Below are 15,460 nucleotides of genomic sequence, written 5' to 3'. Positions count from 1 at the left end.
TGACCTGGGCGGTCGGCGGCGGTGGGTGCCGAACACGGGTGCGCTCCGCGCCGGTTGCCCTGCGGGGGCGTTCCGTGCGGGGAAGCGGCGGCGCTGTGTGGTCCGGCGGCAGTGCCCACCTGCCCGGGTTTGCCCTGCGGGGCGCGCTTCGCGCGCGGGGTGGTGCGGGCTTTGCCGCCGGGCGGCGAAGGTCGTGGTCGGCGCCCGCGGGTCTGCGGCGGTCGCGTTGCCCGGCGCGTGGGCGGCGTGCGCTCCGCGCCGGTTGCCCTGCGGGGGAGCGGCTGCGCTGCGTGGCCTCGCCGTTCGCGTGGCCGGGCTGTGGGCATGGGAACTTCCCCGCCCACCCGCCCGGTTCGCCCCGTGGGCGCGTGGCACCCCGCGCGGAGCGCACTTTGCCGCGGCGATGCTCACCACGTGGTGCGGTCGGGCCGTTTCCCCGCGTGGAGCGCACTTTGCCGCAGGGATGCTCACCACGTGGCGGGGTCGGGCTGTTTCCCCGCGTGGAGCGCACTTCGCCACGTGGCGGCTTCCGGCTGCTTGCCCGCGCGGAGCGCATCCCGCGCGGAGCGCACCCCATGCGGGGGCGGGTGCCATCACCCGCGGCCCGGCCGCGGCGATGCTCGCCACCTGGCGGGTCCGGCTGCTTGCCCGCGCGGAGCGCACCCCGTGGGGGGGATAATGGTGGGATGCGTCTCGTTCTCGCCACGCGCAACGCGCACAAGATCTCCGAGCTGCGGGTCATCCTCTCCGAGGCCGGGGTGGGGGCCGAGTTGGTGGGGGCGGGGGAGTTTCCCGAGGTCGGGGACGTCAAGGAGACCGGCGTCACCTTCGCGGAGAACGCGCTGCTCAAGGCGCACGCCCTCGCGCGCGCCACCGGGCTGCCCGCCGTCGCCGACGACTCGGGGCTGTGCGTCGACGTGCTCGGCGGGGCGCCGGGGATCTTCTCCGCGCGCTGGGCCGGGGCCCACGGCGACGACGCCGCCAACCTCGGGCTGCTCCTCGCCCAGCTCGCCGACGTCCCCGACGCGCACCGCGGCGCGCACTTCGCGTGCGCCGCCGCGCTCGCCCTGCCCGACGGGACCGAGCGCGTCACCGAGGGGCGGCTGCGCGGCACGCTGCGCCATGTGCCCGCGGGGAGCGGGGGGTTCGGGTACGACCCGATCCTCCAGCCCGAGGGCGACACCCGCACGTGCGCCGAGCTGACGCCCGAGGAGAAGAACGCCATCAGCCACCGCGGCCTCGCCTTCCGCGCCCTCGCGCCCCTCGTGGGCGCGCTGCTCACGCCCGCCCCGTGAGGTACGCGGAGACGACGACGTTCGCGGAGTAGCCGCTGCTCTCCGGGTCGAACGTCCCGCCGCATGTGATCAGCCGCAGCTCCGCGGCCCCGGTGCGGCGCGGGCCGTAGACCCGCTCCGCGTCGAACGCCGCGCGTTCCACCAACTCCACGGCGCCCACCGTGAATTCCGCCACGCTCCCGTCCGCGCGCGCCACCAGGACCTCCGCGCCCGGCTCGACGCTCTCGAGCGCGTGGAAGACGGCGGGCTCGCGTTCGGTGTCGACGTGCCCCACCAGCACCGCCGCGCCCTCGGCGCCCGGCGTCGGGCCGCCCTCCCACCAGCCGACCAGCTCGGGCGACGAGAACGGCGGCGCCGCCACGCCCCCCTCGTCGTCGAGCCCGCGCGGCACGATGTCCGCGCGCAGGCCGATGTCGGCGATCTCCACCGCCGTGGGCGCCGGGTCACCGCCCAGCGGCAGCGCGCCCGCGGCGGCCGCGGGCGCGTCCCCGAACACCGGGCGCGCCAGGCCGCTCTCGGTCAGCTCGCGGCCCCACAGCCACAGGGCGAGCAGCAGCAGCGTCCAGACCAGCAGCGCGACCAGGCGGCCGCGGCGGGAGGAGCGGGGCTCGCCCGCCGTCAGCACTTCGACCGGATGTGCAGCCGACGGACCGCGAGCAGCGCGCCGCCCGCGAGCGCGCCCGAGAACAGCGTCAGCCCGGCCGTTCCGACGTCACCGCCCGACCAGCCGTCCTCGCGCCCGTCGCCCGCCGCGCCGCCGCCCCCGGCCCGCACCGGGCCCGTGGGGTGCGCGGGCTCGGGCTTGCCGTGCTCGCCGCCCTCGTGCTCGGAGACGACGAGCGTGCCGGTGACCTTCCCCTCACGGGTCGTGCAGTCCACGTCGATCGGGTGCTCGCCTGGCCGCGCCCCCGAGTCCACGCGCGCCTCCGCGAACAACTCCCCGCCAGAGCCTGGCGCCGGTCCCGGCGCGAGCCGCGCCTCGGCCACGAACGCCGTCGAGAGCGCCGTGCCCGAGCCGCCGAGGCAGCCGGTGACGCGCAGCTCCACCTCGTCCCCAGGGCGCGCGGAGGCCGGGGTGAGGCGCACCCCTGGCGCGCCCGCGCCCAGCGGCTCCTCCGACGGCGACGGCCCGTCGAGGGCGGCGGCCTGGCCCGCCCCCGCGATGACGACCAGCGCGGCGACCGCGCACCAACGGGTCAGCGGCGAACGCTTCATGGGCACCTCCCGGGTCGTTACCCGTCGAAGGTCTCCCGCGTGCCCGCTCCCCGCATCCGCTACGCCTCGCCGCTGGCCCGAACGGGGCGCGCGACCCCCCGCCCGGACCCCTAGGACCCCGGACCCCCGGACCTCCTCAGATCTTGTCGATCAGGTCCGCGATCGAGCTCACCACGGCCGAGGGCCGGAACGGGAAGCGGTCGATGTCCTCCGCCGCCGTCAGGCCCGTGAGCACCAGGAACGTCTCCATCCCGGCCTCGAGACCCGCCAGCACGTCCGTGTCCATCCGGTCGCCGACCATCGCGCTGGTCTCGGAGTGCCCGCCGATCAGGTTGAGCCCGGTGCGCATCATCAGGGGGTTGGGCTTGCCCACGAAGTACGGGTCGCGGCCCGTGGCCTTGGTGATCAACGCCGCGACCGAGCCCGTCGCGGGCAGCGCGCCCTCGGTGGAAGGCCCTGTGTGGTCGGGGTTGGTCGCGATGAACCGCGCGCCCGCGTTGATCAGCCGGATCGCCTTGGTCAGCGCCTCGAAGCTGTAGGTCCTCGTCTCGCCGAGGACCACATAGTCGGGCGTGACGTCGCTGAGCACATAGCCCACGTCGTGCAGCGCCGTCGTCAGCCCCGCCTCGCCGATGACATACGCCGAGCCGCCGGGGCGTTGGATGTCGAGGAACTGCGCGGTGGCGAGCGCCGACGTCCAGATGCTCTCCAGGGGGACGTCGAGGCCCATCCGCGCCAGCCGGGCCTGGAGGTCACGGCGGGTGTAGATCGAGTTGTTCGTCAGGACGAGGAACGGCTTGCCCGAATCCCGCAGCCGTGCCAGGAAGCGGTCGGCCCCTGGGACCGGGACGCCCTCGTGGATGAGGACCCCGTCCATGTCGGTCAGCCATGACTCGATCGGCTTGCGCTCTGCCACGTCGTCTCCGCCCCTCTACCCCAGATCCAGATCCCTGATCAGCTTCGCGACGTGCCCGGTGGCCCGCACGTTGTACATCGCCTGCGCCACCTTCCCCTCCTCGTCCACGATGAACGTGGAACGGATCACGCCCGTGACCTTCTTCCCGTACATCGTCTTCTCGCCGTAGGCGCCGTACGCCTCGAGCACCTTCTTGTCGGGGTCGCTTGCCAGGGTGACCCGCAGGTCCTCCTTGGTGCGGAACTTCGCCAGCTTCTCCGGTGAGTCGGGGGAGACGCCGATCACCTCGTACCCGGCGGTGGCGAGCACGTCGAGGCGGTCCGTGAAGTCGCACGCCTGCTTGGTGCACCCGGGGGTCATGGCCGCCGGGTAGAAGTACACGATGACCTTGCGCCCGGCGTGGTCCGCCAGCGAGACCGCCTTGCCGTCGGCGTCGGTCAGGGTGAAGGCGGGCGCCGGGTCACCCGGCTGCAAGCGGACGCTCATGGCGGCTCCTCATCGTTGATCGTGGTGCGCCACCCAGCCTAAAGGGGGGATCCGACAGGCGGCCTGTCCAGGGAGCTGACACACTGTGCCGTAACGACGACGAGGGAGGCCGGAGCGTGCCGGAAGCAGCCGAGACACCCGCGGAGATCCAGGCGCGGATCGCCATGCGGCGCGAGGAGCTCAGGGTCACGCTCGAGGAGATCGGCGCCCGCGTGCACCCCACGACGATCGCCGAGGACGCCAAGGCCCGCGTCGCCGCCACCCTCGATCACACCGCGGGGCGCGCGTTCGTCGCGGTGAACCGCGCGGTCACCGGCGTGCGCGCCCAGATCGTCTCCGCCGAGGGCGCCCCGCGCCTCGATCGCCTGGTCCCCGCGGCGCTGCTGACGGTGGGCGTCGTCGGGCTGCTCGTGCTGTCAACGCGCCGCAGGCGCCGCTGAGTACGCGGGCTCGCATCCCGGGCAACGGCCCCGGGGAACGGCCCGGCCACGGTCCCGAGGTTCCGTTCGCGAAATCCTGAGATACGGTCATCACGTGAGTTCGCACCCCACCCACGACAAGCTGCCCATCCGGATGCTGCACGACCGGGTGCTGGTCAGGGCCGACACCGCCGAGGGCGAGCGCCGCTCCTCCGGCGGCATCGTCATCCCGGCAACGGCCCAGGTGGGCCGCCGACTTGACTGGGCCGAGGTGGTCGCCGTCGGGCAGAACGTCCGCACCGTCGAGGCGGGCGACCGGGTGCTCTACGACCCCGAGGACCGCGCCGAGGTCGAGGTCCGCGGCGTCTCCTACCTCCTCATGCGCGAGCGTGACCTGCACGCCGTCGCCGCCGAGCGCCTCCAGGGCACCGACGACTCCACGGGCCTCTACCTGTAACGGTCGTACCGGTGACGGTCAGCCGTCCCGCGGTCCCCCGAGCCATGGGACGTTCCTCGGCTCCGCGGGCGGTGGCCCCGAGGGCCCGGGCCCGCCGCCGGGCCCGCCCGGCTCATCGGCGGGCGTCGATGGCTCGGGCCCCGGCGAGGTCTCGGGCTCGGGGACCGGCGAGGGCCCCGGCTCGTCCGATGCCTCCCGGCTCTCCTCGGCCTCCGGATCCCGCCGGGACTCCTCGCCGTCCTCCGCCCCGTCCGCCTCGTCGCCGTCCTCCCCTTCGCGGTCGCGCGCCGGCCCCTCGTCGCCGTCCTCCGAAGGCCCCCCGGGCGAGATCCTCGGCACCGAGCCCCCGCCCTCCAGGTCGAAGTCCCGCTCGGGCTCGCCCGCGAGCGCGTCGCCCGTGTACTGCCCCCAGATCTCCGCGGGGAAGCCGCCGCCGCTCACCCGCTCGAGGCCCGCGGCCCCGTACAGCTCCCGCTGCTCGCCGCTGACCGGGTCCTGCCCGAACAGCGCGACCACCGTGGCGAGTTCGGGCGTGTACCCGGCGAACCACGCCGCCCTGTCCTGCTCGGCCGTGCCCGTCTTGCCCGCCGCGGGGCGCCCGGCCGAGCGCGCCGCCGTGCCCGTGCCCTGCTCGACCACGCCCCGCAGCACGGCCGTCGTGCCGTCCGCCGCCGCCCGCGAGATCACCCGCCGCTCGCGTGTCTCCTCATCGGGCAGTGGCACGTTCTCGCCGTCCCTGCTGATCTCGTCGACCAGCCGCGCGGGCCTGTGCACCCCGTGCCTGGCCAGCGTCGCGTACGCCTCCGCCAGGTCGAGCGTGCTCGGCGTCGCGGTGCCGAGCGAGATCGAGCCCTGCGCCCCGTCGAGGCCGGGGGTGTCCTCGGGAACGCCGAGGGCGAGCGCCGTCTCCCGCACCCGCCCAGGGCCCACGTCCGCGCCCATCTGCGCGAACACCGCGTTGACCGACTTGTCCATCGCCTCGGTCACCGTGAGCGTTCCGTAGTCCTCGTCGCCCTCGTTCTCCGGCGCCCAGCCGCTGCCCTCGCCGTCGCGGTCGACCACCTCGCGGCCGCTCTCGCCGTCGTACCGCGTGCCGGGGCCGATCCGTTCGCCGTCGCGCGTCTCGGAGCGGTGCTCGAGGGCGGCGGCGTAGACGATCGGCTTGAACGTGGAGGCGGCCTGGTAGTCGCGGCGCGTGGCGTTGTTCACATACTGCTCGGTGTAGTCGCGGCCGCCGTACATCGCGACCACCCGGCCGCTGTCCGTCTCGACCGAGCTGGCGCCCGCGCGCACCCACGCGTCGACCTCGCGGCCCTCGTCGAGCCGGTCCATCAGCCGCCGGTCCACCGCGTCCCGCAGCATCTTCTGCCGGTCGGGCTCGATCGTCGTGGTGATGCGGAAGCCGCCGTCGGCCAGAGCGTCCTCGGTGGCGGCGCCGCTCTCGAGCAGGTACGCGTTGACCGCCTCGACCAGGTAGCCGCGCTCGCCCGCGAGGCCCTCGCCCGGCGTCACGGGGTCGGGCTCGGGGAACGCCATCCCCTTCCGCCGCTCCTCGCTCAGCCAGCCCTCCGACACCATGCCGTCGAGCACGTACTCCCAGCGGGCGACGGCCTGTTCGGCGTTCCGGGGGTTGGCGCGGACGTCGTAGGCGCCAGGGGCGTTGAGCAGCGCGGCCAGGTAGGCGCCCTCGGCGAGGGACAGGTCGGCCGCGTCCTTGCCGTAGTACGCCTGGGCGGCGGACTGGATGCCATAGGCGCTGCGGCCGAAGTAGCTGGTGTTGAGGTAGCCCTCGAGGATCTCGTCCTTGCTCACCTCGCGACCGAGCTTGACCGAGATGAATAGCTCCTTGACCTTACGGGTCACGGTCTGTCGCTGATCCAGATAGTAGTTCTTCACATATTGCTGCGTGATGGTCGATCCCGACTGCCGTCCGCCGCCGCGCAGCATGTTCCAGCCCGCCCGGACCATCGCGGTGACGTCCACGGCCGGGTCGTGGTAGAAGTCGCGGTCCTCGGCCGCGAGCACCGCGTGGCGCACCCGCACCGGGACCTGGTCGAGGGCGATCTTCTCGCGGTCGACCTCGCCGACGCGGGCCAGCTGGGAGCCGTCGGCGTAGAGGTAGACATTGCCCTGGGCCGCCGCGGCCGACTTGGGCTCGGGGATCTCCACCAGCACATAGCCCGCCACCAGCGCGCCGAGCAGCACGACGGAGAACGCCAGGAACGCGCCGCTCACCATGCGCCACGTCGGGAACGCGCGACGCCAGCCGGTGCGGCGCCGCCGCGGGCGCCGGGGGCGGCGGGTGCCTCGGGAAGACCACCCCGGCCACCTGGCGCCGCCGCGGGGAAGCTCGCTGTCGTCGGTCACGGTGCGGTGCCGTCCCCTCTGTCCGCGGTCGTGGACACTGTCGCACCGTGCGTAACGAGGGCCCCGCCGCCCGCACACCCCGGGCCCCGCGCCAGTCCCCCGGATGGGCGCGGCGGCTCACCCGTTGGAGGGGCCCAGCCCGTCCCTCGGCGTGGGCAGCAGGGCGCGCGGGTCGACCGCGTCGGCCATGGCGGCGTACCCGGCGTCGTTGGGGTGCAGGCCGTCGCCCGAGTCGTAGCGCGGCAGCAGGCGGGCGGGCGCGGCGGGGTCGCGCAGCGCGCGGTCGAAGTCGATGACCGCGTCGAACATGCCGCCGTCCCTGATCGCGGCGTTCACCCGCTGGCGGACCCGCTCGCGCCCCGGGTCGTCCTCCGCGTGGCCGCCGAACGGGCCGAGCGTGGCGCCCACCACCCGCAGACCCGCCGCGTGCCCCCGCTCGGCGGCGGTGCGAAGACCGGCGATCACGGCGTCGGGGTCGTCGCGCGGCTCGAACAGGATGTCGTTGATCCCCAGCTGGATCACCAGCGTCCCGGCGCCCGGTGCGGCCAGGGCGTCGTCGGGGAGCCTGCGCAGCCCGGCGGCGCCGTTGAACGAGCGGTCGGGCAGGGCGTCGCGCAGCAGGCGGTTCCCGCTGATCCCGAGGTTGAGGACGCCGAGCGCCGGCGCGCCCGGCTCGTCGCGCAGGCGGGTGGCGAGCGCGTCGGTCCAGCGGCGGTTCGCGCCGGGGGTGGACAGCGCGCCGTCGGTGAGCGAGTCGCCGAGCACGACGACGGCCCCTTCGGCGACATCGGTGAGCACGTGCACGCCGGTCACATAGCGCCAGGAGGCGAACGGCTCGGTGAACGCCGCCCCCGAGGCCGACGCCGCGTGGTTCCCCGCCGCGGCCCAGCTGGTCTGCTGCGCGAGCCGGTGGTGGGTCACGGGCCCGGACGGGTCGGGTGTGTGGAACGACACCAGCAGGTCGGCCGCCGGGGGCACCGCGAGGGCCGCGGGGTCGCTGACGACCGAGCCGCCTGGCGGCACGGTGACCGAGCCGCGCCCGTCGAACGTCAGCGCTCGAAGCGTTTCGGGGCGCGCGTCGGGGCCGCCGCGCGCCGAGAGCGCGACGGTGGCGTCGGTGAAGGTGACGGGCGCGGTGCCGTAGCGGTTCGACAGCTCCACGCGCGTCCGCTCGCCGCCGATGGAGGTGCGGACGACGTTCCGCAGCGAGTGGCCTGGGAGGCCGTCGCGCGTGCCGGGCTCGGGGCCGCTCGGCGCGGCCGACCACGTGCCCACCCACACGGGGCGCGCCGGGGTGTCGTCGGCCTGGCTGGCCTCACCGGGCGCGTCGGTGTCGCCCGCCTCGTTCCCCTCGTCGCCCTCGCTCGCCTCGTGCGCAGGCGAGGGCGGCGGGGGCGTCGGCTCGCGCCGCGCCTCCCGCCCCGTCCCGATCCCGACCGCCACCCCGAGCAGCACGGCCAGCACGCCCGCCAGCAGGGCGAACGCCCGCCGGTGGCTCACCACTCCCACCAGCTCATGATCCCACGATCGGGACCAGCGGGGCTCACCCGCCCGGCTCAGCCGGGGACCGCCGCGGGAACCGGGACAATGGACCCATGGCAGAAGCGACGCGGACGGCCGAGCCGGGCCTGCTCACCGAGGCCGACGCGGACAAGCTCCGCGGCTTGACGCGGATGAAGGCGCTGGCGACCGGGCTGCTGGTGTTCGTGGCGGTGGTGTACGCGCTGGCCACCTGGGCGGAGCACGCGGGCGCGGGCGCCTGGGCGGGGTATGTGGCGGCGGCGGCCGAGGCGGGCATGGTGGGCGCGCTCGCCGACTGGTTCGCGGTCACGGCGCTGTTCCGCCGCCCGCTCGGCCTGCCCATCCCGCACACCGCGATCATTCCCACCAAGAAGGACCAACTGGGCCGGTCGCTCGGCGACTTCGTGGGCGAGAACTTCCTGGCCGAGGACGTCGTGCGCCAGAAGCTGCGCTCGATCGGCCTCGGCGACCGCCTGGGCGCGTGGCTCTCGCGCCCCGAGAGCGCCGAACGCGTCACCGCCGAGCTGGCCACGGCCCTGCGCGGCGGGCTGACCGTGCTGCGGGACGCGGACGTGCAGGCCGTGCTCGCCGAGGCGATCACGCGCAGGGCCGAGGCGCAGGAGATCTCACCGGCCCTCGGCAGGCTGCTGGAGAAGACGGTCGCGGACGACGGGCACCGCCGTTTCGTCGACCTGATGTGCGCGCAGGCCGCCGAGTGGCTGGGCAAGCACAGGGACGCCGTGCTGACCGCCGTCGAGGGCGGGGCGCCGGGGTGGACGCCGCGCTTCGTGGACCGCAGGGTCGGCGACCGGGTCCACCGCGAGCTGCTGCGTTTCGTCACCGAGATGCGCGACGCCCCCGATCACCCGGCGCGGGCCGCGCTCGACCGCTTCCTCACCGACTTCGCCGCCAAGCTCCAGGGCGACGAGGAGACCCGCGCCCGCGTGGAGAAGCTCAAGACCGACTTCATCGGCCGCCCCGAGGTGCAGGAGCTGATCGCCTCCGCGTGGGGCGCGCTGCGGTCGATGATCGTCACCGCGGCCGAGGACGAGCGCAGCGCGCTGCGCCGCCGCGCGACCGAAGCGGTGCTCACGCTGGGCGCGCGCCTGTCGTCCGACGAGCGGCTGCGGGACAAGCTGGACGGCTGGGTCGCCGACGCGACCGTGCACGTCGTCTCGGGGTACCGCGCGGAGATCACGTCGGTGATCACGGACACGGTCGCCTCGTGGGACGCCCGCACGACGTCGCGGAAGATCGAGCTGCACATCGGGCGCGACCTCCAGTTCATCCGCCTCAACGGCACGGTGATCGGCTCCCTCGCGGGCCTGGTGATCCACGCCGTCACGACGGCGGCGGGCGGCTGAGCCCCGGCCGTTCGAGCCCCGGCCGGTAGACTCGTACGGCGAGCGGCCGTGATGGAATTGGCAGTCATGCTGGGTTTAGGTCCCAGTGCGTTCACGCGCGTGAGGGTTCGAATCCCTCCGGCCGCACCCGGATCCGCGACGGTCACGCACCGCGCGCAGCGATAGCGTGTAGGCGTACGGCCCGTAAGACCCGTACGTGACCTGCTGTTCAGGTTCCTTCCAGGAGGATCGACCACATGGCAACCACACGCATCGCGACGACGAACTGGGAAGGCTCCCTCATGGAGGGCGCCGGGAACGTCTCCCTTGACTCCTCCGGGGTGGGCAAGTTCGACGTCACCTGGGCCTCACGGGCCGAGGACCCCAACGGGCGGACCAGCCCCGAGGAGCTCATCGCCGCGGCGCACTCGTCCTGCTTCTCCATGGCGCTCTCGCACGGCCTCGCGGGCGCGGGGACGCCGCCGGAGTCGGTGCAGACGCAGGCCAGCGTGACGTTCCAGCCGGGGCAGGGCATCACCGGCATCGTGCTGAGCGTGAAGGCGCGCGTGCCGGGGATCTCGTCGGAGGACTTCGCCGCCGCCGCGCAGACCGCCAAGGAGAACTGCCCGGTCAGCAAGGCCCTCGCCGGCGCGCCCATCTCGCTCGAGGCCGAGCTGCTCGACTGAGCCCGCCCAGCGCTTCCGGCCCCGTCGCACCGGCGGGGCCGGACGCGTTCAACGGGCTTGTGCCGAAGGGGTGTTGACCGACGGGGTGTTGACGGCCGCCGCGTCGTCCGTTGTCCTGGGTGCCATGTCGTCCCCCCAGCGTCCCGGCGGCCCCCGCCCGCCCCGCATGTCCCGTTCCGCGTTCCTGCGCACCGCCGCCGGTGCCGCCCTCGGGGGCGGCCTCGCCGTGGGCGGCGCGACCGGCGCGCGGGCCGAGGAGAGCCGGGCCGCCGCGCTCGGCGTCACCAAGGTCCGCGACCTGACGGGCCCTGGGCTCACCACGGCGTTCCGGATGGAGGCCACCGACCTCGGCATACCGGTGCGCACGCCCGACGGGCGGCTGTTGTTCGTGTTCGGCGACACCTTCGAGGGCGCGGCCGCGTACGAGCCGTGGGGCTGGCGCGACGGGGTGTGGGCGTGGGGCCAGGGCCGTTCAGAGGGTCAGCGACAGCAGCGCGGGCGCCGCGCGGCGGCCCAGGGACTCGGCGGTGCGGCGCAGCCGGTGCGCCTCGCTGATCGGCAGCGAGAGCCCGAGCGCGCCCGCCGTCGAGCCCGCGGTCAGCGGCACCGCCGCGCACAGCGTGCCGACGGCGTACTCCTGGAGGTCGAGCACCGGCATGGTGGCGGGCTGCCGGTCCAACGCGCCGAGCAGCGCCTGCTGGTCGGTGATCGTCCGCGACGTGAGCCGCGCGGCCCGGTGCCGGGTGAGGTGGTCGTGGCGTCCGTCGTGGTCGAGTTGGGACAGCAGGCACTTGCCGAGCGCGGTGGCGTGGGCGGCGGACCTGAAGTCCACCCACTCGTTGACCAGCGGGGTGCCGGGGGCGTCGGACGTGTGCGTCAGCTCCAACTCCCCCTCGGTGTAACGCGCCAGGTAGACGGCGGCGCCGAGCGCGTCGCGCAGCGCGTCGAGCGCCTCCTGGAGCTTGGAGTGCCGCAGCCGCCGCCGGTCGGCGTCCGAGCCGAGCACCAGGAGCGTCTCGCCCGCCGTGTACGCGCCGTCGGGCAGCCGCCGCAGATAGCCCTCGCGGCACAACATCCGCAGCAGCGGCGGGAGATGCAGTGGCGGCAGCCCCGTCCTGCGCGCGAGGTCGACCTCGCGCAGCCCCTCCGGGTGCCCGGCGACCGTCTCCAGCACGCGCAGGGCCTGACGCACGGACTGGTAGGGGGCGGTCCTCCCTGATGTGGTGGCCACGTGATCCTCCTGCGGGAGCGGATGGCATCAGCCTAGCGAGGAACGCGGCGCCGGCGCGGGCGGTCGACGTGGGGCTTGACGGGGCCCGGTGGGTTCGGCTATCCGAACCCACCGGGCCCCGCGTCACGGCCTGAAGGCCTCACAGCACGGTGCTCAGGAACTCCCTCGTGCGCTCGTGCTCCGGCTCGCTGAACATCTTGTCCGGCGGCCCGAATTCGACGACCCGCCCCTGGTCGAACATCATGACGCAGTCGGAGATGTCGCGCGCGAAGCCCATCTCGTGGGTGACGCACAGCATGGTGATGTCCGTGGTGTGGGCGATGTCCCGCAGCACGTCGAGCACCCCGGCGACCAGCTCGGGGTCGAGGGCCGAGGTGACCTCGTCGAGCAGGAGCACCTGGGGGCGCATGGCCAGCGCGCGGGCGATCGCCACGCGCTGCTGCTGGCCGCCGGAGAGCTGGCTGGGGTACTTGTCGAGGTGCTCGGACAGCCCGACCAGCTCGATCAGGCCCTTGGCGCGCTCGACCGCCTCGTCCTTGGAGAGGCCGAGCACATGGACCGGCGCCTCGGTGACGTTGCGGAGCACCTTCATGTTGGGGAAGAGGTTGAACTGCTGGAAGACCATGCCGATCTTCTTGCGGACCTCGCGGACGTGCTTCTCGCCGGCCTTGACCAGCTTACCGTCGCGCTCCTCGTGGTTGAGGTGGTCACCGTCGACGGTGATGGTGCCCTCGTCCGGGGTGAGCAGCGTCATGAGCAGCCGCAGGATCGTGGTCTTGCCGGATCCGGACGGGCCGATCAGGGTGACGTGCTTCCCGGTCTCCACATGGAAGTCGAGCCGGTCGAGCACGGTCACGTCGCCGAAGCGTTTGGTGACGTTCGTGAAGCGGACCAGCTCCGAGCCGTTGGCCCGGCTCTCGCCGTTGCCGCCGTTCTCTCTCGGGCTGTCGGTGGTCTCGGGTGTCTGCGGGGTGTCAGCTGGTGAGGACAAGGCGACGCTCCAGGAGGCGAATCAGCAGAGAGGCGGGATAGGCGATGACGATGAAGGCGACGCCGACGATCGTGTAGGCCTCGGTCGTGAACGTTTCGTTGCTGAAGCCCTCGGCCTCTCCGAACATTTCCAGTGCCCCGATGACCGCGATCATCGGGGAGTCCTTCAGCATCGCGATGACGTAGTTCCCCAGGGCGGGCACCACCCTGCGGATGGCCTGCGGCAGGATCACGGCCGTCCAGGTGCGCACGCGCGGCAGGTTGAGGGCGGTCGCCGCCTCCCACTGCCCCTGCGGGACGCCGCCGATCCCGGCCCGGTACACCTCGGCGGTGTACGTCGAGTAGTGCAGGCCGAGCCCGATGATGCCGGTGGTGAGGGGCGACATCGAGGGCCCCCACTCCGGCACCACGTAGAACAGGAAGAACAGCTGGACCAGCAGCGGGGTGTTCCTGACGAACTCGGTGAACGCGGTCACCGGCCAGCGGATCGCCCTGAGGTCCGAGCGCTGCGCCATGGCCCACACCAGGCCGAGGGCGAACGCGATCAGGCTGCCGAGCACGAGCGCCTGGAGGGTCAGGGCGAGCCCGTCCCAGAAGCGCGGCATGAAGTCGTCGACGACCTCCCAGTCCCAGTTCATCGGGCCGCACCCCCCGCCGTCAGGGCACCGGAGCCCTCACCCGCGCTCTCGCGGAGCGCGAGCCGCGACCACAGCCCGCCACGCGGTGGCGCCTGGCCGACCCCGGCCTTGGCGTGGCGCTCCAGCACGCGCATGCCGCGCGTCAGGACGAAGGCCATCACGAAGTAGAGCACCAGCAGCAGCGTGTAGACGGGCGCGCTCTCGTTGCTGCCGATGCGCACCAGGTTCCCGGCGTAGGTCATGTCCGCGACCATGATCGTGGAGACCAGCGCGGTGCCCTTGAGCAGCTCGATCAGCAGATTGTTGAACGGTGGGACCATCTCGGGCCAGGCCTGCGGGAGTTCGATCCTCCGCAGCCGCTGGAACCGGGTGAAGCCCAGTGCGACCCCCGCCTCGCGCTGAGCCACCGGCACGGCGGCGAGCGCGCCGCGCACCACCTCGGAGCCATAGGCGCCGTAGGTCAGCCCCAGCGCGAGCACGCCCGCGTACATCGGGGCGAACTGCCACCTGAACATCAGCGGCACCGCGAACACCAGCCAGAACATCAGGATCAGCGCGGACGTCCCGCGGAACAGCTCGAAGTAGACCCCCGAGAGGAAGCGGACGATCCACAGCCGCGACGCGCGCAGCGTGCCGACGATCAGCGCGACCACCGCGGCGAGCGCCGCGCTGAAGAGGGTGACCTGGACGGTGACCCAGACGCCGGGCAGGAAGTAGTTCTCGAACATCCCCTGCGTCATCATCAGCACAGCTCCTCTGCCGTCAGGTCCGTCATCTCCGTCTCGGTGAACCCGTACGGAGCGACGATCTCCAGCAGCTCCCCGCTGTCCTTGAGCTTGTGCAGCTCCGCGTTGAAGGCGTCCCTGAAGTTCTGCTCGGAGAGCCGGAAGGCGAAGCCGCCCGCGCCGTACGCGGGCTCGCCCGCGAGCGTCGGCTGGAACGCCTCGATGGCCTCGACGCGGTCGTTGCCCTCGACGGCGGTCTTGACGGTGACGTTGGTCCCGGCGAACGCGTCGGCGCGGCCCTGCTGCACCGCCTCGAGCCCGGCCACCTGGTCGGGCAGGATCAGCAGTCCCGTGACCCCGGCGTCCTCGGCGTAGGCGATCTCCGCGTACGCCTGGCCCGTGGCCAGCCGCAGGCCCTGCTCCGCTATCTGCTGGTAGGGGTTGACGCCCTCCTCGGTGCCGAGGCCGTGGGGGTTGCCGCTGGGGACGATGAACGAGTCGAGCATGAGGTAGTCGGGGTCGGCGAAGAGGACCTGGGCGCACCGGTCGGGGTTGATGAACATCCCGGCCGAGACGACGTCGAACTGCCGCGCCTTGAGCCCGGGGATCAGCGCGCTGAACTCCACGGGCACGGGCGTGATCTCGTCGATGCCCAGCTCCCTGAAGATCACCTTGGCGATCGCGGGGGCCTGCCCGTCGGGCTCGCCCTCGTCGTTGATGTAGCCGAACGGGATCTCGCTCGCGATGCCGATCTTGACGGAGCCGCTGTCCCTGAGCCGGTCGAGCAGGTCACCGCCCTCGACCTGTCCCTCGGCCGCGACCCGGCTGCACCCGGCCGCGCCGAGCGCGCCCAGCGCGGCGGCTCCGGCGAGGAGCGAGCGCCGGCTGATCCCTCCCGTACCCCTGCTGAATGTCGCGTGTCTTCTCTGTGGTGGAGCCATGGGCGCGCGGCTACCCAGACTCGTCGGATCCACACCTCCCCCGTGCCCCGACCGCAACCCTCCCGTGCCGGTCCCGTGACCGGATCGCGCCGTGTCATACAACCATCGCGGTGTGTCGCGGGTCTGGTGTGGGTGAGGGGGGCGCGAAGGGGGGCGAAGGGCCCGCGGGGGGCGGGCCCTTCGGCACGCGCGCCGGTGCGCGCCGCCGGGGCCGAACGCCCTGCCGGGCG

The 15,460-nt window shown here is 73.6% G+C and carries 16 protein-coding genes and 1 tRNA gene; 6 read left to right on the top strand and 11 right to left on the bottom strand.

Annotation, left to right across the window (positions count from 1 at the left end):
• Positions 1 to 686 precede the first annotated feature (686 nt).
• Entirely contained in the window at positions 687 to 1,295 is a 609-nt protein-coding gene (gene rdgB, locus D7318_RS17510; RefSeq protein WP_120698051.1) for an RdgB/HAM1 family non-canonical purine NTP pyrophosphatase, read from the top strand.
• Here rdgB and D7318_RS17505 read toward each other — a convergent pair.
• From D7318_RS17505 to bcp, 4 genes are all read right to left on the bottom strand, one after another.
• Positions 1,279 to 1,920, bottom strand: coding sequence for a class F sortase (locus D7318_RS17505; RefSeq protein WP_329604584.1), 642 nt, complete (start codon positions 1,918 to 1,920; stop codon positions 1,279 to 1,281). The genes rdgB and D7318_RS17505 overlap by 17 nt on opposite strands.
• On the bottom strand, positions 1,914 to 2,510 hold the full coding sequence (locus tag D7318_RS17500; protein ID WP_120698050.1) for a hypothetical protein: 597 nt from the start codon (positions 2,508 to 2,510) through the stop codon (positions 1,914 to 1,916). Before D7318_RS17500 ends, D7318_RS17505 begins: the two co-directional genes overlap by 7 nt.
• A gap of 136 nt (positions 2,511 to 2,646) precedes the next feature.
• Entirely contained in the window at positions 2,647 to 3,426 is a 780-nt protein-coding gene (locus D7318_RS17495; RefSeq protein ID WP_120698049.1) for an HAD-IIA family hydrolase, read from the bottom strand.
• Positions 3,427 to 3,441: 15 nt separating this feature from the next.
• Positions 3,442 to 3,912 carry a thioredoxin-dependent thiol peroxidase gene (gene bcp, locus D7318_RS17490; RefSeq protein WP_120698048.1) on the bottom strand — a complete coding sequence of 157 codons (471 nt, stop codon included), beginning with the start codon at positions 3,910 to 3,912 and terminating at the stop codon, positions 3,442 to 3,444.
• Between the two features lie 116 nt (positions 3,913 to 4,028).
• Here bcp and D7318_RS17485 point away from each other — a divergent pair, with 116 nt between their 5' ends.
• Together D7318_RS17485 and D7318_RS17480 are read left to right on the top strand one after the other, a co-directional pair.
• A complete protein-coding gene (locus D7318_RS17485; RefSeq protein WP_268987348.1) occupies positions 4,029 to 4,352 on the top strand; it encodes a DUF3618 domain-containing protein in 324 nt (107 codons plus the stop codon).
• A 133-nt stretch (positions 4,353 to 4,485) separates the two neighbouring features.
• On the top strand, positions 4,486 to 4,788 hold the full coding sequence (locus D7318_RS17480) for a GroES family chaperonin (protein WP_120698129.1): 303 nt from the start codon (positions 4,486 to 4,488) through the stop codon (positions 4,786 to 4,788).
• A gap of 18 nt (positions 4,789 to 4,806) precedes the next feature.
• Here D7318_RS17480 and D7318_RS17475 read toward each other — a convergent pair whose 3' ends face one another.
• A complete protein-coding gene (locus D7318_RS17475; protein ID WP_329604585.1) occupies positions 4,807 to 7,155 on the bottom strand; it encodes a transglycosylase domain-containing protein in 2,349 nt (782 codons plus the stop codon).
• Between the two features lie 117 nt (positions 7,156 to 7,272).
• Complete coding sequence (locus D7318_RS17470) at positions 7,273 to 8,664, bottom strand: SGNH/GDSL hydrolase family protein (RefSeq protein ID WP_230423828.1); 1,392 nt, start codon at positions 8,662 to 8,664, stop codon at positions 7,273 to 7,275.
• A 17-nt stretch (positions 8,665 to 8,681) separates the two neighbouring features.
• Between D7318_RS17470 and D7318_RS17465 the strand changes: the two genes are divergently transcribed.
• The 3 genes from D7318_RS17465 (at position 8,682) to D7318_RS17455 (ending at position 10,705) form a co-directional block, all read left to right on the top strand.
• A complete protein-coding gene (locus D7318_RS17465; RefSeq protein ID WP_408055502.1) occupies positions 8,682 to 10,040 on the top strand; it encodes a DUF445 domain-containing protein in 1,359 nt (452 codons plus the stop codon).
• A gap of 42 nt (positions 10,041 to 10,082) precedes the next feature.
• A tRNA-Leu gene (locus D7318_RS17460) sits at positions 10,083 to 10,166 on the top strand.
• Positions 10,167 to 10,276: 110 nt separating this feature from the next.
• Positions 10,277 to 10,705: an OsmC family protein gene (locus D7318_RS17455; RefSeq protein WP_120698045.1), complete on the top strand. Its 429-nt coding sequence runs from the start codon at positions 10,277 to 10,279 to the stop codon at positions 10,703 to 10,705.
• Between the two features lie 472 nt (positions 10,706 to 11,177).
• On the opposite strand, the gene D7318_RS17445 is transcribed toward D7318_RS17455, so the two are convergent.
• From D7318_RS17445 to ehuB, 5 genes are all read right to left on the bottom strand, one after another.
• Positions 11,178 to 11,936, bottom strand: a complete 759-nt coding sequence (locus tag D7318_RS17445; protein WP_120698044.1) for an IclR family transcriptional regulator — start codon at positions 11,934 to 11,936, stop codon at positions 11,178 to 11,180.
• A 139-nt stretch (positions 11,937 to 12,075) separates the two neighbouring features.
• A complete protein-coding gene (ehuA, locus tag D7318_RS17440) occupies positions 12,076 to 12,831 on the bottom strand; it encodes an ectoine/hydroxyectoine ABC transporter ATP-binding protein EhuA (RefSeq protein WP_230423846.1) in 756 nt (251 codons plus the stop codon).
• Between the two features lie 79 nt (positions 12,832 to 12,910).
• Positions 12,911 to 13,564, bottom strand: coding sequence for an ectoine/hydroxyectoine ABC transporter permease subunit EhuD (ehuD, locus tag D7318_RS17435; RefSeq protein WP_120698042.1), 654 nt, complete (start codon positions 13,562 to 13,564; stop codon positions 12,911 to 12,913).
• Complete coding sequence (gene ehuC, locus D7318_RS17430) at positions 13,561 to 14,307, bottom strand: ectoine/hydroxyectoine ABC transporter permease subunit EhuC (protein WP_120698127.1); 747 nt, start codon at positions 14,305 to 14,307, stop codon at positions 13,561 to 13,563. The genes ehuD and ehuC overlap by 4 nt, the downstream gene beginning before the upstream one ends.
• Positions 14,307 to 15,230: an ectoine/hydroxyectoine ABC transporter substrate-binding protein EhuB gene (ehuB, locus tag D7318_RS17425; protein ID WP_120698041.1), complete on the bottom strand. Its 924-nt coding sequence runs from the start codon at positions 15,228 to 15,230 to the stop codon at positions 14,307 to 14,309. The genes ehuC and ehuB overlap by 1 nt, the downstream gene beginning before the upstream one ends.
• Positions 15,231 to 15,460 lie beyond the last annotated feature (230 nt).

This window comes from Streptomyces radicis (assembly GCF_003626575.1).
Taxonomy (GTDB): Bacteria; Actinomycetota; Actinomycetes; order Streptomycetales; family Streptomycetaceae; genus Streptomyces; species Streptomyces radicis.
The sequence above is the reverse complement of the archived record's forward strand: the minus strand, read 5'-3'. Positions and strand labels throughout refer to the sequence as shown.